This is a genomic window from Arthrobacter glacialis (assembly GCF_002909445.1).
Lineage (GTDB): Bacteria > Actinomycetota > Actinomycetes > Actinomycetales > Micrococcaceae > Specibacter > Specibacter glacialis.
In genome coordinates this window covers 78,796-98,155 of the sequence record NZ_PPXC01000006.1, presented here as the reverse complement: position 1 = coordinate 98,155, position 19,360 = coordinate 78,796, and the positions used below count along the sequence as shown (strand labels likewise).

The following is a 19,360-nucleotide window of genomic DNA, read 5'->3' as shown; positions in this document are numbered from 1 at the left end:
GCAGGCACCGGAACGACTCCAACGCACCGGCGTCCCATAGCCGAACCCTCCTCAATAGGCGATCATCTTTCTATATTGAAATCGATAGGGTGAGCCATGAATTCTCCGCAACAACGGAAGCCCTCGCTTGTCCCAGAAATACTTATTTTGGTCATATCCGTGACGTTCTTCCTGATTCCTACATTGCTTTCAGCGGAGTTTCGCGACCAATGGCAGTCGATCATCATCATCCAAGTCCTACTTACGGTGGCGATGGTGGTCTACCTCGTGTGGTTCATGCGGAAAAAGCGGGATGATTATTGGCGCGGACGAGGCAAAGACACCGGGCATCACGAGCTATAGGGATCGTCCTCTATTCTGTTGAGAATCGAGCCGGCGTGTATTCCCAGTTGAGGTTCTCCATAATGGAACACAAAACAGCCATTTCCCAACTGTGAAATATCCCCCATTCTGATCTAGCCGTCGCACTGGCCGAACTTCAAGGCTCCCCAGCGTTGACGGCGCCCCAATCTCGAGGCCACCCACCAGAGCCCAGGCCCAGGCATCAGGCGTCAAATGGTAACCACGGACGGTAAACCTGTACTGCCCCGAGGAGGATCGCTGACGAACCTCCTTTCACTGAGGCCGCGGTCAGGCCGCAATAATGGCAAGGCTTCAGCGGTGCCACTCATCTTTTACCCATCTAATTCAACCGAGGACTACGGTGATTGCTGACATGCCGTAGTAGCAAAATGGGACGACAATTCGCGAAAATACAAGAATTTTGATAGACAACAGCACCCATCAGAATCGAGACGCCTAGATTCTCTTGGTCGTGGGTTCAATTCCCGCCCGTGGCACGGTTATGGCTCTGACCTGCGGTAATGTTCCGCAGGTCAGAGCCGCTTAAGGTCAAAAATTGCCCAAGTCAACTTTTACTCATCTTTTTCAGCAAAATTTTCCTGAGTTTCTGGTCATCTTTTTCAGCACGGGGCACTCATCTTTTTCAACATTCAGTCGCAAAAAATGGCTAGATTCCGTGGTTCTCACCTTCCCGAACGCGGTCGGGAAGGTACTGGCAACAATAGGACCTTCGATCGTCCCGGACCCAGGGAAGCGCTGGCCGCCTGCCGGGTAAACAACCCAAGCTTTTGCGAAACACAGGATGCCCACCTGGTCTCTGTTCACCGGGCCGGAACGCACCCGACGGGTGAACTTGCCGAACTCTTCGCGGTATCTCGCTCAACCGTCTACCGCACCATCAAACGCGCTGGCGACGCCGAATGACCATTTAGCGTGAATGTCCGTACCGATCCACCTCGGACACCGCCATGGACAAGTGGATCAGCGGCCTGGGAAAGATCTGACTCGAATTCAAGGGCATGGTGGAGGTGCGCGCGCTCTCGCAGCTCATCGCGTCTCACTCCCCCTATAGCTGAATTTGTTCCGCTTGGCGGCGGACCCAGTGCTATTCATGGCAAATACACAGCCCGTCGGCGGCATCGAATCGATCTGTTGTTCGTTGGAACAGAGTGAGCACCCACCGATTCAACAACCGGAGCCCTTTGTCTTCATTCCGTCCAGCCGCGTCCCCGACACTTTCCGACCGACCCGAGCCACAGCCTGCAGATGCCCATTCGGATGATTCCTCGCGCCGCCGGACCATCGTGCTGCTGGGAATCGACGGAGCTGGCAAGACCACGACTGCAACTGCCCTCGTGGCGTCCATACGCGATTCCGGGGCCCGCGCCCAGCTGCTGCGCAACCCGGCCGGGCGCCGCTGGATGACTCGTGTGGCCGCCCGGTTCGGGACGGCGCTGACGCCGGCCTGGGCAAACCGACTCGAGTCGGTTGTGCGATGCACCAATGTCCTGCTCGCCCACACCCGGGCCGTCGGATTTCACGGAACCACCGTCATGGATCGTCATGTGGCGTGCCAGCTGGTCCTGCGGTCCGTCCGCGGTCTGCCCCAAGGAGCCGTTTTGCCGTGGCTGCTGGCGAGGCTTCCGCGCCCTGATGCGATCATCCTCATTGACGTCTCTGCCGACCTCGCCCATTCCCGGATCCTTTTGCGCGGGGAGGACAGCGAGACTCTTTCCTACTTGAAATCGTCGCGCGAGGCCTACTTGGAGATTGCGCGGGCAAGGGGCTGGCACATCATTGACGGATCCGGCACGACACGGCAGGTGGCGCTGGATGCCATGCGGGCCGCGTCCCGCACCGATTGAGGCGACCCGCCTTCGCCCACTTAGCCTTGCCACGGCAGAGCCAACTGGTGTTGCACCCTATCGGGCCACCCAACCCTGCTGACGAAGCAGGCCCATGAAGCCGGGCTAGGACCTGGGCATGAGCCATCAACATTCCCCACATATTGGCTTTCTGTGTGACCTCCGGCACCGGCCCTGAAATCCCGGAGCCAGCCCCGAACCGGATCACACACTCCATCCGGAACCCCCAAGGCTTGAGCTGCCCACGGCACGCCGGGCAAACAAATTTTCGGTCAAAGAGCTGGGATTCGACAGTGGCCAGATCGTGGCTTATCCGTAATCAACAGCACGACTCGTTTCGCGTTGGAGAGAGACTGGTGCGGCTTTGAAGCTGGCACCGGTCTCGTTCATCCTTAAGATCCGGAACCAAATCCCAGATCAAGGGCTCGTCGTCAGGCAACCCGACTACCCACTGTCATCCACTGCGATGCGTAACACCAGATTCACGAGCGACAGCCCAGCCAAGGGCCTCAATACTCATTGGCTGTCCGGCAGAGGGTTCCCTTACGGGGAACGAAAAAAGGAGCGTTGCCGTGTTTGGATGAAGCATGGGAGCCGACAGGAAGACCGTCCACGCAACTCTGGGAACCCTGCTGTCCTTCGTAGGAGTAGCAGGCGATTTTATGGCCGCTAACACATCCGGCCGGTTTAATCTTGTCCTCGCCGTCGACGATCTGAACGACGACGTCAAGCGGATCGTTGAGTTCCTCAACGCCGTAACCGTCCCCGCAACGGGGGTAATCGTCGTCGAATTCACGCATGCTCAGGATGGGGACGTCGAGATCCTCATCCCAACCGCGTACGGTACCGATCTCGTCGAGGCTAAAGCCGCAGCGCCCGCCGCGAGCGTGCGGACCTGGGGAGAGGCAGACTTCCTGGCCTGGTGCGATGTAAATGACCCGCCGGCGACGCCACTGATCCTCGAGTTTTTGGGCTCATTGCGGTCCGCCGGGTTCCATATTGTCGGCGGCAGAGAACAGACCCCGTCCTTGAACTGCTCGATCACCTCGCCTCGAGGCGTGAGGTGGCCGGTGGCCCTGTATGCTTTCGCTTCCTCGAAAGAGGTCTCGGCGAAGGTCGAGGTGAGGTTCCCCGACTATCGACGGCAGCCCGAAATACGGGAGGCACTCGCGCAAGGGGTGGAGGCGATCCCCGGAATCCCGATCCCCGTCGGCCTCGTACGGCAATCCGACTTCAGGAAGCGGCCGAACATCCCAGCCCGAGACTTTACTGCCGAACAGCTGCGGACATTGCCGACGGCGGTGGCGGCCGCGATCCGCGGCTAAAGCTTGACCACCTTCCACGGTCGTGCAAGCCCGGCGCGCCTAGGCCTCGCAGCGGTGAGCAGAGCCTCGAAGAGTAGATCCAGCCGAGACGCGCACGCTTCGCACATACTGGAATCTCCGCGACTCGCGTGTTAGACGCAATCACACGAGTGCTGTCAGCTTCCGAAGTCGCCTGAACAGCTGACCCAAGCCTTCCGAACACCCTTCACTCAGAGACTGAAGGGTACCCGATTGGGGAACGGCTAACGGGCACCCGCTGCACCATCGCATGGCAGGATACAGTGACCGGACCTTTGCCGGGCAGAGTTTTCAGGGTCTGGCCGGGCTCGTCCTTCGGGTTCTACAATCGAGGTGGACGCAAACGGTTATGGCACTCCCGGGACACGCCCACGGGGGACCAGCCCATGTTGATGCGGTGCCGACAAAGGATGCTCACCATGCCCAATATCCCGGCATTCATCGACGCATTACAGCCCGAGGAGCTGGCCATTCTGCGTCAGCGCGGCCCGAACCAGGTCCTTGACAGGGCCATGGTTCATGCATTCGACCGCGCCGCCGGCGGGCCCGGCGAGGGTCGCGGCTACTACGTAGTCCGCGACCGTTTGGAACCCTTGGCCCACCCGGATCACCGTCGCTACTATCTGCGCGAGGACGTCGCCGCTGCGGTCTTCGCGGCGCGGCTAGAAGGCGCGTCCGGGGCGGGTTCCTGAGCGCCATGGCATCCCCGGGGGGCGTCGAAACCGAACAGAAGTACGAGGCCGACGCCGCAAGCGCCCTGCCGGCCCTGCTGGATATTCCGGGAGTGGAACGGGTCGCGGAACCGATGCAGGACCGTCTCGAGGCCGTCTACTTCGATACCGCCACCTTGGCCTTGGCAGCCCGCCGGATCACCCTCCGGCGCCGCACGGGCGGTACCGACAACGGTTGGAACCTCAAGCTTCCTGTGGGACTTGACCGGCGGCAGGAGGTCCATGCCCCGCTGGGCCAGCCAGAGAGCGTACCGGAAGAGTTGCTTGACCGCGTACTGGTCTACACCCGCGGCGAAGACCTGGTGCCCGTCGCCCGGCTGAGCACCGGGCGCACCACCTACCGGCTCTACGGACCCGGCGGGAACCACCTGGCAGACTTCGCCGACGACTTGGTTCACGCCGAAGCACTGCACCCGCCCGGACCGGGGGTGGATTGGCGCGAATGGGAGATCGAACTTGTCCACGGCACCAGTGACTTCTTTGCCGCCGCAGCGGACGCGCTCACCGCCACGGGCGCGGACCGCTCCCGGTACGGCTCGAAACTTGCTAGGGCGCTAGGGGATGCCTTCCCACCCGAGGTTGCCACCGGCACGGGCGTGTCGCACAAGAAAGGGCCGGTACTCGATGTCGTGACCGCCTACCTGGACGGGCAAATCAGCGAACTACTCGCTCAGGACCCCGGGGTCCGGTTGGGGAGCCCGGAGGCCCTCCACCGGATGAGATCCGCGACCCGTCGGTTCCGCTCCACCCTGACCACGTACCGCGGCCTCTTCAGCAGAACCGAGGTCAGGACGCTCGAAGATGGCCTGAAATGGCTGGCCCGGATTCTGGGCCGCCCCCGCGATGCCGAGGTCATGCGCGAAAGGCTCCGCCAGCACCTCCGGAACTTGCCCAAGGGGCTCCGGACCAGAACCGTGTCCGGGCCGGTCGAACACGCCCTCGGTTCCGCCTACAACGCCGGCTACAAGGAGGTGCTGAAGACCCTTGAGTCCGACCGCTACTACCGGCTGTTGGACGGCCTCGAACATTTCCGGGACCATCCTCCCACTAGGCCCCGGGCCTTCAGGCCCGCTCGCAAGGAGACAGCCAGGCTGGTTAACAAGGCGGCCAAAAGCCTAGACCGCTCACACCAGGCCGCTGCACACGCCAAAGCCGGTAGTGCCCGGGATGCTGCACTCCATCAGGTCCGCAAGGATGCCAAGCGGCTACGGCACGCCGCCGAATCCGTTGCCGGAATCCATGGAAAGCGCGCCCGCACATTGTCCAGGTCCGCCCATCGGCTCCAGAGGATTCTGGGCATCCACCAGGACAGTGTGGTAGCCCGTGTATTCCTGGACAGCCTGGGCGAGGATACAGCCCTGCCCGAAGGAACAACTCTTGTGTACCGCCGTATCCACGATGTGGAGGAACGCGTCGCTCGCGCTGCGGAGAAGAAATACATCAAAGCCCGGAAAAAGGCCTCCGGGCTCCGGATCGACCACCGGTCATGAGCGAAAGTGGGCCTTTGTTGCCCCCGGAGCATACCACCAGTCCAGGTCATCACCGTGCCCGGAACCTGACGAACGCGCAAGCGAAACGTACGCCGTCCGCCTGTGGTTGTCCGGATCTTGATGGTGCAGCCGTGGCGGACCTCGGCCTGAATCCGGAGGATGCCCAAGGGCCAGGCCGTGTAATTTCCGTGGTCCGTGATGATGTCCCACACCGTGGAGCCATCGGCGTCGATCAAAATGGTGTGCTGCGCTGCCCGATTCCGTTTGGAGGCGCCGGGTGTGTCACCCTGTCCCCAACAGGCCCAGATTTCTCGGTTCGCAAGTACTTCGTCGTAAAAACGCGTTGGCTTGTGGAGCGCTGATTCCCCGGGAAGTAGCGTGCCACGCCGAGACGATGCATTGTCGCTTCAACCTGTCCGTTGCGGGAATCGGAAGCGGGATCATAGGCCCGTTTGCAGTCATGAATTGTTGATGCGGAATCGGATTGGCTATTCGCTCTCTGATTCCTCATCGTTCGCTATTAGCTCTATCCAGTCGGTTGCCTCATCTGAGAGGGAAAATCCTTCGCGCCCGTCGTCGCCAACCCAAGAAGTGTCTGCCGTTGGTTGTCCTGCCACAGCCATGATCTGATCCAGAATACTTGGCGGCACGATGTCACCGTTGTTGTTGATTAACCATTGCTGGGTTGAAGAGTTAAGTAGTGGCCACCAGTCCTGAATGCTCATGGCCCCATTCTGACACCGAACCGCCCGTAACTGGAAGGGTGAGCGGATGCGTTCTAGAACCCGACGATGGTGTCGATCTGATCCTTCGCACCCAACGGGAGTGCCGCGACCTGGACTGTGGTGCGGACCGGGAACGGCTCACGCAAGGGCCTGGCAAGGCGGCGTTGATCGCTTCCAAATCTTTGTAGGCAGTCAGGTAGATCGTGGTGCGTAGGACATTCGAAAGGCTCAGGCTGAGTTCACCCAGCAGCGTTTTCAGGTTGTTCACCATCGCCTCACACTGCAAAGCAAAGTCGTCTGAGACAAGCGAACCATCATCGGTTCGCTGACCGATGATTCCGGCGGTGTAGCCAGTATCCCCGTGTCGCACGAAGTGTGAGAACGGTGCCGTGGACTGGTGGAGAAGGGGACTGAAGCGATGTTCAGGCATGGATAGTGAATTCTCCCGACTTTCGTATGGAAGAAGCGACTGGCACGATATTTGCAACGTTGCATTAATGCCGCGTGGCATCGCCTACGTGCCGCACTTGTCGTCGGCCGCCCGCGTCAGATCGGAGGGTCCACAAGAAGGTCTTTCACAAAACAAGTGGTGCCCTAACCTGCCTGTGGGATTAATCAGCTCGCGGAGTGTCCGTATGCCCCGTCCGGTTGCTTGTCGGGTGAGCGGGCGGTCATACGGCACGGTTCTTGACACCGACTGATTCGCGTTCCGGCCAACAGGGAGATTGACCGACTTTTCCATCCACTCCCCTGGGCAAAACGGCACCAGAAGGCCTACCTCGTGACACACCCGGCAGTCTGGCCAACCCGAGCGAAACCTGCGAACAGTCCACCACCAGGAGCTTCGGTGAAGTTTGGCCGAAGCACGTCACGTTTTGCTCTCGTTTTTCAACGAAAACCCATGCCAATCCTTGGCATGCGAAAGGGGGCCCCGATGTCACGACCACCCGTGGAAACTAGCAGTTTTTGGCGGCCAACGGAGGCTGTTGGCATGAGAGTCCTGCGTTTCTCTTGGTCGTGGGTCAATTCCCGCCCCGGGCACCATGTGATGTGTCGCGACATCGTTGACTGATGTAGAACGACATCCTTGACAGAGGCTCTCGCTCCTGCGGGAGGGAGCTCCTGTTTTATCTTGGGTTGGTAGCTTTTGTTGCGGTCTATGGCGTGCTCTACCAGCAATTTGCCGGTGCTGGGGACTACTACCGGGTCACGGCTATGGGCACGCCATTGGCAAGGTGCCCAAGATCCGGTCAACGGGCAGACTCCCCGTGCCGGAGCAGCCTGGGCCAGTCGGGTGTGTACCCCAGCCGGAGTCTTGCGATCTGGCCAGCCTCGGACACAGTGATGGAGAAGGCCGAGGCCCTTACCCGTGTCGTCCAGCTAACAGCTGAGGTCGAGCGCCGTGCGTGCGGCCCTCATCAGGGCCTCCCCGCCGAAGGGATTGACGGGATCAAAATCTGCAGGGTCCCATGACTCCGGCGGATGCGTGATGGCGATCGTCACTTGCCCTGCGCCGTCCGCACTGTTCAGTGCCATGGTGCGGTACCCGGCCCCTTCGCCCCCATGACCATAGTAAAAGCCTCCACAAACGTCCACCCACCGCATCAGCCCCATGCCAAAGGGGGCCTGCTGCATCTCGCGGACCGTGGCGGGCTTTAGGAGCTGCCCACCCAATAGGGCCGCATAGAAGGTGTTTACGTCGGCGACGGTCGAGACCACACCGCCCGCCGCGTTGCCCATCATGCCCCCAAAGTAGGCCGAGTCCAACCGTTCACCGTCAACGACGACATGACCGTGAACCATCGTGGGAGGAACTGTACCGGTGCTCATCAAATGCGTGCTGACCATCCCCAGCGGTTCAAAAACATCGTTCCGCAGAATCTCGGCCACCGGCTGGCCGCGAAGGCGCTCCAGAAGGAGGCCGAGCACAAGGTAGTTCGAGTTCGAGTAGTCTGAACCGCTGCCCGGAGCCAGCACCCAGGGCATTGTCGTTGCAAGTGCCAGCCCCTCCGCCGCCGATATCGACTGGGTTAACGCTTGACGCATGGGACGTGAGGTGTAGAGTGCCTGTTCGTAGCTGGGGAGCCCGGATTCATGCCGCAGGAGGTGCTCTACCGTGACGGGACCCGGGGGTTTCACCAGGCTGTCGAATTCCGGGAGGTGCTTGGCCACCGGGTCCTTGAATTGCACGAGGCCTTCCTCCACCAGTTTGAGCACAGAAACAGCCACCATGGACTTGGTGACACTGGCGATATGTGTAGGGTCCGTAACTTCGGCGGGGTCCGGGCTGCCCACGCTTCGGACCCCGACGGCGTGCGACCAGACGTCGCCGTTGATCCGTGCCTCGATCAAAACTGCCCCAGCCCCAAGGTCCAGCAGGTTTCTACTGAAATCCTCCAAATCGGTCTTGTACCTGACGACCGCCGCGCTGCTTTGCTCAGGCGCCGGCGGGGCCCCGGTGCAGCCGGTCAGGACCAAGGCCAGGATGGCAGTCAGGATCATTGGGCGCCGGGCTGCGGATGGGGATTCTGGGTACTCCGACATGACATCACGCCCCTGCTAGGTCGGGCGGCGCCGTCAACAAGCGCGCAGGCTGCACCGGTACCGCCCATGTTCCTCAGGTCTAGGGTCAGGGTCAAGAGTGCGACGAGACTCTCTAATGGTTATTGGCAGGCCTGGTGCCCGCTGGCAGGATTGATGTTGATCCATCATGGGTGACTCGACGAGACTCTGGCTGCTGTGAACCCAGCGTGCTTTGTAGATGGCTTGTCCGCCAAGAAGGATCAGCATCAGCCTGGCCCCTTGCCGTGGCTTGATAAAAGGTTGGCCGAACGGTCATCAACGCTTTGAAATGGAGGATCACCGCCATGACTATCGTTGCAGAAAAGTACGCTCACGTCATCGGTGTCGACACACACACACACGGACCCACACCTGCGCCATTGTCAGTATTGGAACCGGTGCCCGCGCTGCCTGCGAGGCTGAAACCCCAATCTCGAGAAACCCGGAGCCGGTGAAGTCGTCAGCGCGTTCACATGCGAACCCTGACGGACTCGTGGCTCCGATGGACATTTAAGTCTGGAGTTTCCGGCTGCACAGGAGACCGGAAGGCCATGACTCGGCCTTCCGGTCTCGATTGCAGCTTTTACTTCGCTTGAAGCCCGCGAATTCCGTCCTGGATGACGAAGGACGCCTTCGTGCTGACGGCAGCTCCGGGCGTCGTGACGTAGTCAAGTGTCCGGAAGTCCGCGGTCAGTGCGTCCTTGGTGATCTTGGTGTTCACGTAGCCGCGGTTGTCGTTGTAGAACTTCAGGTGCGGGTTCCACCCCATGGTCGAATCTGTGGTGGCACCCGAGCCATTGCCTGTGGAGGTAATGGAGGTGCACACCAGTTCCGAGCCAACCACAGGTGATGCTGGATCCTTGTAATCCACCTTGAGATCGTTGGCCCAGTTGCGGTGCACGTCACCGGTCAGAACGACGGCGTTGCGAACGTTCGCATCCACCCAGCCTTGGGTGATGCGGCGGCGGGAGGCGGCATAGCCGTCCCAGCCGTCCATGGAGACGTCGTCAATATCGAGAGCCTTGTTCCTGTCCCGCTCCGCGAAGAACACCTGCTGGCCCAGAATGTCCCAGCGCTGTGTGGAGTTCTTGAAGCCGTCCAGCAGCCACTTCTCCTGCTCGTCACCGGTGATGCTACGATCCTCGGCCAAACGCTCGGCCACATTCTTCTGCCAGCCATCGCCGGCCAGCTGGTCGTCGCGGTACTGCCGGGTATCCATCATGTGAAAATTGGCCAGCTGGCCCCACTGGATGGTGCGGTAGATCTTCATGTCGAACCCTGCCGGCACGGACGAGGGTCGCAGCGGCATGTTCTCGTAGTACGCCTGGAAGGCCGCTGTCCGGCGCTGCCGGAAACGCTCAGTGGTGTCGTTGAGCTGGTTGGCATCCTTATTCTCGGGAACCTCATCCGCCCAGTTGTTGTCGACTTCGTGGTCGTCCCAGACCACCAGCCACGGTGCGATTGCGTGCGCAGCCTGCAGATCGGCATCGGACTTGTACTGTGCGTGACGTTGCCGGTACCCCTGCAGTGTGGAAGTCTCCGGCCCCTGGTGGTCGCGCGGGTTACCGCCGCCGATCACGTAACTGCCCTTCTTGTATTCGTACATGTAGTCGCCCAGGTGCAGCACCAGGTCCGGGTGATCCTGGGCCAGCCTTGAGTAAGCCGTGAAATAGCCGTGCTCGTACTGCGAGCAGCTGGCGAATGCCATGGCCAACGACGACGGCGTTTCATGCCGGGCCGGACTGGTGAGGGTGCGGCCAATGGGACTGATGTGGCGGCCGGTGCGGAAGCGGTAGTAGTACTCGCGGCCCGGACGCATCCCGCGCAGCTCCACATGGACGGAGTGAGCGGTTTCGATTCGCGCGTGCTCCACGCCGCGTGCAACCACGGTGCGCATGTTTGCGTCTTCCGCGACCTCCCAGGCCACGGCGACGTTCCGGGAGGGCATGCCGCCCAGGCCATCTTCGGCCAACGGATCCAACGCCAGCCGGGTCCAGATCACGAATCCATCCGGCCACGGCTCGCCGGAAGCGATGCCTAGGAGGAAGGGATCGCTACGAATGCCGGAGTTGTCCGCCACGGAAGTGGCAAAGGCGGCACCCGGCACTGCGACAACGAGACCGGCGCCAAGGCCGGCGGAAAGTATTGCTCTACGTGAAATGTTATCCATGCCTGCCAACTTAGTAAGGCCGATTTAACAAGTCCTGCGGATGTCATGAATATACGACTAACTGCGCATCAACATTCATATCGAGTCTCATTTCCCCGACGGAAGGACGTCGGTTGTGACGCAAGAGTCCCCTGATGAGACTTAAGAACGAAACGACAGCCCTCGAGCTAAAGAGAATCGTGCAATGAGTGAGACCGTCGCCAATTCCGCAACCCTCCGTTTTCTTGCCGCCCCCACCGACGTCGGGCACAGCGGCTCCGTGGATGCCGGCACCGTGCTCGTGTGGGTGGACAAGGCAGCCTACGCGGCCGCCGTCGGCTGGGCCAAGTCCTATTGTGTGACGGCCTACGTAGGTAACATCCACTTTGCGGACCCCGTCAACAGTGGCGACATGGTGGAAGTTGAGGCGACAGTTGTTTACACCGGACGGTCGTCGATGCATATTCCCACTGTGGTGTCCTCGGGCGATCCGAGGGGAGGCATCCCCACGATGCGCAGTCAGTGCATCGTTATTCTCGTGGCCGTGGATGCGGACGGCAAGCCCACCTCGGTGATATCTTTTGTGCCGACCACGGCTCTGGAGGTTCACAGCGCGATGATGCCCTGGCTCGAATTAGGGTCCGCGAAGAAATCGTGGACGCCATGAAGGCCCAGGAATATAGCGATGCCGGAACAGCCGAGCGCGTTGTCCTGAGGTTCCTTGCGGCACCCACTGACGTGAACTGGGGCGGGAAGGTACACGGCGGGATTGTCATGAAGTGGATCGACGAGGCCGCCTATGTGTGCGCGACCAGATACTGCGGAAATGCCACAGTGGCCGTGTTCTCAGGCGGTGTCCGCTTCTACCGGCCGTTGCTGATCGGCCACGTTGTCGAAGTCGAGGCACGGCTGGTTTACACCGGGACGAAGGGCATGCACGTCGCCGTGCATGCCCTTTCGGGAGATCCCAAAGGAGGCGAGATACACCTGACCACTTACTGCCTGACCGTCATGGTGACACGGGACGCCGCCGGAAACTCGGTTCCTGTCCCATCGTGGGCTCCCGTCACCAACGAGGACGAGCGCCTTCACGCCCACGCCCGGGATCTGCTCGAAATTCGTGGCCGGGTACCCGAGAACAGGCTCCCGAACCACTTGCTGCAAGGCTAAACGTCCGACGGCGCAGCGCACGGCAGCTGGAAACGGTGCAATGAGTGAATACACACCATGCGCCGCTTGCCTTACCTGCCGCCCGGAATTGGTGCGGCGTCCCGGCTTCAACCACCAGGATGTCGCCGACTACCGCGGGGTGAGCCCCGCCGTCGGCCGTCACTGTTGGCCAATCTGACAAATCCTGCTCGCTCGAACAAACCCTGAAGCGGTCGCTTTGACGGCATCGACTAGCCAACCTGCACAAATGGCCGCGAAGGGCCATGGTGGTAGTCCCGTGGCCACGACTCCTATCCGGACGAAAGTCCCGTCCCAACGTTGACGACGTTCGGTTATCGGGGCGTCGCCCGATGTCACCGGTCCCTGATCCCGGGAATGTACTGGTGGGGACAGACGGTGGTCTTCAAAGCGCAATATGGGATCGCTGATGAACCTGCTTTCAATGGATGCGCAGTCAAAAAGAAAGACATCGTAGGGCACGGAAGAGTTACTCCCCTTTTGCCGTTCACGGGCGCATGGGTTGCGAGATGCCACGGATTTAGAACGACATGACACTTGAGGGTTGGCGTGGATAAGTATTGAGCCTCCGATCGCCGTACTCCCGGCACGTGCAACGTCGGTGAGCAAGGAACTATCCGTAGAAACAAATGCTTTCCGACCTGTCTCATCGACCTTCCAGCTCACGGAATTCGGCGATCATGCCCCAAGAAGCTTTTGCCTCTTGAGGTCCAACTTGGTCGACTTGGTCAAGTCCCGCGGAGTGATGTAACCGTTTTCCTTCACCATCAATTCCGGTGAATCCGGGCCTTAGTTGGTGGGCATGCCGTAGTGGTCAGCAATCAGTTCCACGGTGCGCGCTTGCGCGCGGCGCGAATGCCCATTAACAACCAGCATCACCTCGTTGACACTGGTTTGGGCTTGGAGCTTCTCCAAGCCCTTTGCCACTTCGGCGGCGGTTCCGTGTATGTTTCGATCGGTGTATTCCTCAATAATCTGTCGCTCCTGGAAGGTGGCCTGATAAGCCTCTACTTCATCCGGAGGAAGCAGAGAGTAGGGTTTGCCCTGGAACATTCTCAACATGGCCATGGCCCCGGAGGCGGACTGACGACGCGCCTCGACCCGGTCCTCGTCGGCGACAACCCCAACGCTTACTAGACTGTACGGCTCTGCGAGGAAGCGCGATGGGCGGAAGTTCTCGCGGTAGATCCGCAGGGCGGTCAGGATGTCGGCACTGCCAAACTGCAGCGCGAAGGCATACGGTCGACCGAGCTGGGCGGCCAATTGTGCGGAGTAGGGTGATGATCCCAGAATCCAGATATCAGCGCTGGTCTCCGGTTGCGGGACCCGGTTTTGCTCGGCCTGCCAGGGACCCGGCACGGCGGGCACATCTTTGTAGGGGTGACCTTCGGGGAAATCATTTCCCAGGAATCCCAACAGTTCTGCGACTTGCTCGGGAAAGCTGTCATTTGCCGCGTGGTTGCGGCGCAGGGCCGCAGCGGTTGCTCCATCGGTGCCCGGTGCCCGCCCCAGACCGAGGTCGATTCGCCCCGGGGCCATCGCCTCGAGCATGCCGATCTGTTCCGCGATCACCAGAGGCACATGGTTGGGCAGCATGATCCCTCCCGCTCCTAACCTGATGCGGGTGGTCTCGCCGGTGAGCCTGGCCATCATGAGTTGTGGCGATGGGATCGATGCGCCGGGCATGGCATGGTGTTCGGACATCCAGAACCGCTGGTATCCTCGCCGATCGGCCAGCTGCGCCAACGAGATAACTTCATCGTAGGATTCTTGGGCTGAAACACCGACACCAGTAAGTGCATTGTCGAGTACCGACAAAACGAAGGGGGCGGTGCCGGAAAGACTTGGCTTGCTCATGAACTACCTCACTTATCACGGGATAATGTTGTTTTTGACGTGATAATCCACTGTAGGGGTTTATCACGCCAAAGTGCAACTGATACCGTGAGTACTATGACAAAGGTCCCCCTGCCCCCCGCCCCAGGCACCGCCGAACATCCGTGCCTAGCGTTGGTTAACAGCATCGTAACGCTGCCCGGCGGGCACCGGGTCGATGAGCTCAACAACCCGGAAAATGCCACCGAATGGCTTGTGATGCACGACCTCGCACCCGTTGACACCGGATTGCTGACCTACTGCCAACTTCAGCTCACGGATCTAAGGGAGAACCTCCGCAGGGTGCTGGAGTCGCACACCGAAGGCGTTGCGCCCAACGCTGAGTCGATGGACAGCATCAACCGTGCCTTGACGGCAGTGCCCAGCGCGGCGTTGCTGCAATACGACTTCACTAAAGGGCTGCTGCGGGTTGCGAACCACCCCACGACTCAGCTCGTCGATCACGCCATGGCTCAAATCGCCGAGGATGCCGCCGCGTTGTTGACCGGCCCGGATGGGCACCGCATCGCGAGCTGCGCCTCCGCACCGTGTGATCGGTTCATGGTTCGAACGCATGCAAGGAGGCAGTGGTGCTCAGAACGCTGCGGCGCCAGGCAGCGGGCCAATCGCGCCTATGCCCGTAAACTGGACACGTCTCCGGCCGGATGACCTGGGCGCTTCCATGGCACTTCAAGGATGAGCCTCGAGAGAAACCTAGCGACTGGTGAAGCGGGTTCGGTAGGAAGTCGGGGTCGTGGCATAGGCCGCGACGAAGTTCTGGCGAAAGGTCACCGGACTGCCGAAGCCGCAGGACTCTGCAATGCGGGCAATACTCCAATTTGTGGTCTCCAGCAGTTGCCGGGCATCGTCGAGCCGACGACCCAGTACCCAGCGCGCCGGTGAAAGCCCTGTGACTTCCTTGAACCTGCGAGTGAAATTCCGTTTGCTCATGGTGGCGTGCGCCGCCAAGGCCTCCACCTCAAGGTCCTGGTCCAGGTTCGCCAGCGCCCACTCAATTGTCCTGCCCAAGGGCCCGTCCATGTCAGGATCCTGAAGTGGCCGGGCAATGTACTGAGCCTGATCGCCTTCACGGTGCGGGGCGATGACGATATGACGCGCCACGGCCGCCGCGGCCACCGAACCCAGACGTGTTCGCACAATATGCAGGCAAGCATCCAAGGCCGAAGCGGTGCCAGCCGAGGTGAGCACATCACCGTGGTCTATATAGAGCGCGGAGTCGTCAAACGCCACGGCATGCGCCTTGACCGCCACGGCCAGGGCGGCATCCCAATGCGTCACCGCCGTGCGGCCATCAAGGACGCCGCTGCACGCCACCGGATATGCACCCAGGCACAGGCCCGCAATCATGGCTCCCCGCTCATGGGAATCTCGTACCAGTCGAAGGAGGGCCTCGGAGGGATCAGGCAACCCTGACAACCACGATGGAAACACCACAAGGTCAGCATCATCGGCAACCTCGGGCCCGAAGACGTCCCCAATCACGTACCCTTCGGCACTGCGCACCGACTGGCCGACCTCGGTAAAAACCCGCGCCTGCCAGTCGTCGCCCAGGCCAAGCCGCGCGACTTCGCCGAAGACGAGTAGCGGGGTCGCCAGGTGGAACATGGTCATGCCGTCGAAGGCGTGGATGGCAATCTTCATCTTGGCCTATTTCCATCGAAGATGTGCATATACGCCACTCACTGTACCTGAGAGTCCGATGACATGCTGGAATCACCAACCAAAGACAACGAATGGGAGCCCACCATGGCTGCACTGCGCCGCGCACTCGTCATCATTGATGTGCAGAATGACTACTTCACCGCTGGGGGACCGCTGGAGATCCAGTACCCAGATCGCCATGAGTCCCTGGCCAACATCACTAAGGCAATAGATCTCGCCGAAGCGCAGGGGATGCTTGTTGCCGTGGTTCAGCACCAGTACCCGGCCGGGGCCCCGGTCTTCGCCGAGGGTTCGGAGGGCTGGAAGCTGCATCCGGAGATTTCCGCCCGCCGCAAGGATTCGTGGAAGCATATCGTCAAGAGCTACGCCAGTGTCTTCGCCGGTACCGACTTCGAAGCTTGGCTGCGATCCAACGATATCGAGGCCATCACAGTGGTGGGCTACATGACCAACAACTGCGATCTGGCCACCGCAGCGGCCGCCGAACCGCTTGGCTTCGAGGTTGAAGTGCTCTCCGATGCCAGTGGCGCGGTCCACCTAGCGAACGAGGCTGGTCAGGTCGGCGCGCAGCAGCTGCACGAGACGCTGATGGTACTGCTGCATTCCAACTTTGCCACCGTTACCACCACGAATGACTGGATCCACGCCGTCGAGTCCGGGGCCGCCCTGCCCAAGGGCGACCTGGGATCCTCCGCCGTGCAGGGTCAGGCCGCGTTCGCGCCAGTAGCCTGACCAATTAGATGCCTTTGACCTAAGGCTGGGGCTGTATCGCTACAGCCCCAGCCTTAGTTATGTGACTGAATGAGTATGTGGAGGATCTTGGCATGTTTGACGTGGACGTAGTTGTCGTGGGTGGGGGCCTAGCCGGCCTCAGTGCCGCACGAAAGTTGGTAGCGGCAGGCAAGACAGCGATCGTTCTTGAAGCCCGTGACCGGGTGGCAGGCCGAAACATGGGTGGCTTTCTCAGCAACGGAGTTCCCGTGGAGATGGGAGGCCAATGGGTCGGCCCCACGCAGGATGCGGTGCTTGGGCTCATCGAGGAGCTGGGACTCGAGACTTTCCACAGCTTCGATCAGGGCGAAGCCCTGACCATGTTCGACGGGAACTTGGTTCGCTACTCGGATAGGACGTTCGGGCTTCCGCCTGAATCGGCCGTGGAGGTTGGCCGGCTCTGGGACCAGCTGGAAGACTTGGCTTCAACGGTGGCGATTGGTGAACCTTGGGAAACCAAGGGGGCCCATGACTTGGACCGCCAGACCCTTGACTCCTGGCTCGTCTCCCACACCGAAGACAGCCTCGCCCGACGGTTCTTCCGCATCCTCGTCCCTGCGCTGTTCTCTGCCGAGTCTCCCGAACTTTCACTCCTGCACTTTCTTTTCTACGTCAAATCCGGGACCAGTCTGGATTCACTGATGAACACCACCGGAGGTGCCCAAGAGAGACGGGTCGTCGGCGGAACTCACCTCATTTCTGAACGGATGGCCGAAGCGCTGGGCAATGCGGTAAGGCTCAATAGCGTGGTTCGGACCATCCACCAGAACGGGACCGGCGTCGTCGTCGAGTATGAGGGCGGTAGCGTCACAGCGCAGCACGTCATCGTCGCGATACCGCAAACGCTGGCCGGTCGGATACGGTACTCCCCTCCCCTTCCCGCGCTGCGCGATGGGCTCACCCAGCAGATGCCAGCCGGAGCCGTCATCAAGTTCCACATCGGATATGACACGCCATTCTGGCGCGAGGACGGACTCAACGGCAGTGTGTGGAGTTTCGACGACGCTTTCAATGTCGTCTTGGACAACAGCCCGAATGACGGATCCTGCGGGGTGTTGGTCGGCTTCCTTGAAGGCTCCCATGCCCGCACCGCCAGTTTGATGGGCGCAGAGGAACGCCGCGGACTCGTCATCGAGGCCCTGGTGAAGTACTTCGGAGAGAAGGCAGCTGATCCGTTCGACATCGTGGAGCAGGACTGGACGGCTGAGGAATTCACCCGCGGATGCTACGGCGGACGGCTTGGTGCCGGCGCCTGGACGCAATACGGCAAGGCTCTCGCTGCCCCAGTGGACCGCATCCACTGGGCAGGCGCGGAGACCTCCTCAATCTGGAACGGCTACATGGACGGCGCGATCCGCTCCGGTCTCCGTGCAGCGGATGAAATCCTCCACACCACACTGAACTAACAGACCGACGAGACTCTAAGGTGCTCGCGCAATCTCTGGCGCAGGTTCGAGCGCCTAGGTGTGGCGCAGTCATGATGAGGCCATTCTACGATCCGTCCTGACACGACGGCGGTCGAAGGCACCACCGCTCAGCGCGCGGTGGGCTTCCCGTCCGCGGCCCACGCCACACCCAAGGCGAACAATGTGGACACGCCGTACTGCTCCATTGCCGCCGCAATCCGACGCCGACCCGTTCGGGGGTTGATCCCGAGCCTGCGAGATGCCGCGTCGAGAGTGACGCCCTGCTTCATCAGCACAAGAAGCGGCGCCCACGGCTGCTCCACACCACCGACCGGCTCGCCGCGTCGCCAGAGCTCGCGGAACAGGCTTCGGCCCAACTCGGCGAGGGACGCGCTACGGACTCCGACCACGCTGGACGGCCACCCCTCGCCCCATTCGATCGGCAAGGCGAGCACGTCGCCATCAATCCAGAACCAACTCGGAAGGCCGTCGAGAACGCGGAACTCCACCCCAACGGCCACGTAGCGCTCGGCGATCGCCACGAGCCGGGCGTCCCCTGCCATCGAACGCGGGAGAATGGCTCGCACCGATCGCTTGCCGGCGAACATCTCCGCAAAACGGCTGGCGCGCGCGGGATCGGTCTGCAAGTAGCGTCCGAGATCGGGAAGCACTGACCAGGCCGTGTCGCTGCCCTCCCGCGCAATGTCGTACCAGAGGTCTTCTGCCGCCTGCGGCCCATGTCGCACGAAAACGGGAACGAGATCACCGGAGGCCTCGCCCACAGCCCAGTGACGCAGCAGAGCCGGTAGGTCTGCAACGAGCGCCTCGATTCGCGAGGCAGCCTCGTCCGCCGTCTGCCGCATCGCACGCATTTCGCGTTCGACGACGTCGGCCGTCCACATCGCCGGCGTAGCGTACGCGATCATGCCATCGCGCACCGAAATCGCACCTCCGCGCGCGAGACGCGCAACGGCGTCGGCGGCCTCGCCCTCATCCGCGTGCGCAGTGGTGGCTAGCTCCGCCACCGTCTCAGGGCGGCTGCGGTAGATCAGTTCGAGCAGTTCCCTATCTTCCATGTCCACCTCCGGAGCGCGTGTAGAAACCATTATGGCGCATGTGACCGGATCCGGACGCCCTCTAGAGGCCATGTCCGGAAGAGGTGGTTGTTGTGTCCGCTTCCGTCCATGCACAATTATCTCTATGGGCACCGGAAGCCATAACTTCGTATGC

At 61.1% G+C, this 19,360-nt stretch carries 15 protein-coding genes and 1 pseudogene; 9 read left to right on the top strand and 7 right to left on the bottom strand.

All coding sequences use genetic code 11. The annotated features are described in order from the left end of the window. The first annotated feature begins 96 nt into the window (after positions 1-96). The 5 genes from CVS27_RS09410 to CVS27_RS09385 all read left to right on the top strand — a co-directional run bounded on the left by CVS27_RS09410 (position 97) and on the right by CVS27_RS09385 (position 5,771). The gene (locus CVS27_RS09410) at positions 97-342 is read left to right on the top strand and encodes a hypothetical protein (RefSeq protein WP_103465483.1); all 246 of its coding nucleotides are present in this window, start codon (positions 97-99) and stop codon (positions 340-342) included. A gap of 1,304 nt (positions 343-1,646) precedes the next feature. After that, complete coding sequence (locus CVS27_RS09400) at positions 1,647-2,207, top strand: nucleoside/nucleotide kinase family protein (RefSeq protein WP_103465481.1); 561 nt, start codon at positions 1,647-1,649, stop codon at positions 2,205-2,207. Positions 2,208-2,869: 662 nt separating this feature from the next. Next, positions 2,870-3,532 (top strand): hypothetical protein, encoded by a 663-nt coding sequence (locus tag CVS27_RS09395; RefSeq protein WP_133162908.1) that lies wholly within the window; start codon positions 2,870-2,872, stop codon positions 3,530-3,532. 437 nt (positions 3,533-3,969) lie between these two features. Next, the gene (locus CVS27_RS09390; RefSeq protein ID WP_103465479.1) at positions 3,970-4,242 is read left to right on the top strand and encodes a hypothetical protein; all 273 of its coding nucleotides are present in this window, start codon (positions 3,970-3,972) and stop codon (positions 4,240-4,242) included. A gap of 5 nt (positions 4,243-4,247) precedes the next feature. After that, a complete protein-coding gene (locus CVS27_RS09385) occupies positions 4,248-5,771 on the top strand; it encodes a CYTH and CHAD domain-containing protein (protein ID WP_103465478.1) in 1,524 nt (507 codons plus the stop codon). Between the two features lie 488 nt (positions 5,772-6,259). On the opposite strand, the gene CVS27_RS09380 is transcribed toward CVS27_RS09385, so the two are convergent. The 4 genes from CVS27_RS09380 to CVS27_RS09365 all read right to left on the bottom strand — a co-directional run bounded on the left by CVS27_RS09380 (position 6,260) and on the right by CVS27_RS09365 (position 11,228). After that, a complete protein-coding gene (locus tag CVS27_RS09380; protein ID WP_103465477.1) occupies positions 6,260-6,496 on the bottom strand; it encodes a hypothetical protein in 237 nt (78 codons plus the stop codon). Then, positions 6,465-6,926, bottom strand: a complete 462-nt coding sequence (locus CVS27_RS21625) for a RidA family protein (RefSeq protein WP_165788285.1) — start codon at positions 6,924-6,926, stop codon at positions 6,465-6,467. The genes CVS27_RS09380 and CVS27_RS21625 overlap by 32 nt, the downstream gene beginning before the upstream one ends. A gap of 950 nt (positions 6,927-7,876) precedes the next feature. Beyond that, positions 7,877-9,040, bottom strand: a complete 1,164-nt coding sequence (locus CVS27_RS09370) for a serine hydrolase domain-containing protein (protein WP_103465475.1) — start codon at positions 9,038-9,040, stop codon at positions 7,877-7,879. Between the two features lie 601 nt (positions 9,041-9,641). Then, the gene (locus CVS27_RS09365) at positions 9,642-11,228 is read right to left on the bottom strand and encodes an alkaline phosphatase D family protein (protein WP_103465474.1); all 1,587 of its coding nucleotides are present in this window, start codon (positions 11,226-11,228) and stop codon (positions 9,642-9,644) included. Between the two features lie 184 nt (positions 11,229-11,412). Here CVS27_RS09365 and CVS27_RS09360 point away from each other — a divergent pair. After that, a pseudogene (locus tag CVS27_RS09360) lies at positions 11,413-12,377 on the top strand (acyl-CoA thioesterase). Between the two features lie 807 nt (positions 12,378-13,184). Here CVS27_RS09360 and CVS27_RS09355 read toward each other — a convergent pair. Beyond that, the gene (locus CVS27_RS09355; RefSeq protein WP_103465473.1) at positions 13,185-14,252 is read right to left on the bottom strand and encodes an LLM class flavin-dependent oxidoreductase; all 1,068 of its coding nucleotides are present in this window, start codon (positions 14,250-14,252) and stop codon (positions 13,185-13,187) included. A gap of 96 nt (positions 14,253-14,348) precedes the next feature. On the opposite strand from CVS27_RS09355, the gene CVS27_RS09350 reads away from it, so the two are divergent. Next, positions 14,349-14,939, top strand: coding sequence for a CGNR zinc finger domain-containing protein (locus CVS27_RS09350; RefSeq protein ID WP_103465472.1), 591 nt, complete (start codon positions 14,349-14,351; stop codon positions 14,937-14,939). Between the two features lie 45 nt (positions 14,940-14,984). Here CVS27_RS09350 and CVS27_RS09345 read toward each other — a convergent pair whose 3' ends face one another. Further along, on the bottom strand, positions 14,985-15,932 hold the full coding sequence (locus CVS27_RS09345) for a GlxA family transcriptional regulator (RefSeq protein WP_103465471.1): 948 nt from the start codon (positions 15,930-15,932) through the stop codon (positions 14,985-14,987). Positions 15,933-15,995: 63 nt separating this feature from the next. Here CVS27_RS09345 and CVS27_RS09340 point away from each other — a divergent pair, with 63 nt between their 5' ends. Both CVS27_RS09340 and CVS27_RS09335 read left to right on the top strand, forming a co-directional pair. Further along, entirely contained in the window at positions 15,996-16,685 is a 690-nt protein-coding gene (locus CVS27_RS09340) for an isochorismatase family protein (RefSeq protein WP_306418487.1), read from the top strand. A 92-nt stretch (positions 16,686-16,777) separates the two neighbouring features. Further along, positions 16,778-18,130 carry a flavin monoamine oxidase family protein gene (locus CVS27_RS09335; protein ID WP_103465620.1) on the top strand — a complete coding sequence of 451 codons (1,353 nt, stop codon included), beginning with the start codon at positions 16,778-16,780 and terminating at the stop codon, positions 18,128-18,130. Positions 18,131-18,258: 128 nt separating this feature from the next. Here the strand turns inward: CVS27_RS09335 and CVS27_RS09330 are convergent, their stop codons facing one another. Then, a complete protein-coding gene (locus tag CVS27_RS09330; RefSeq protein WP_103465470.1) occupies positions 18,259-19,206 on the bottom strand; it encodes a hypothetical protein in 948 nt (315 codons plus the stop codon). Positions 19,207-19,360 lie beyond the last annotated feature (154 nt).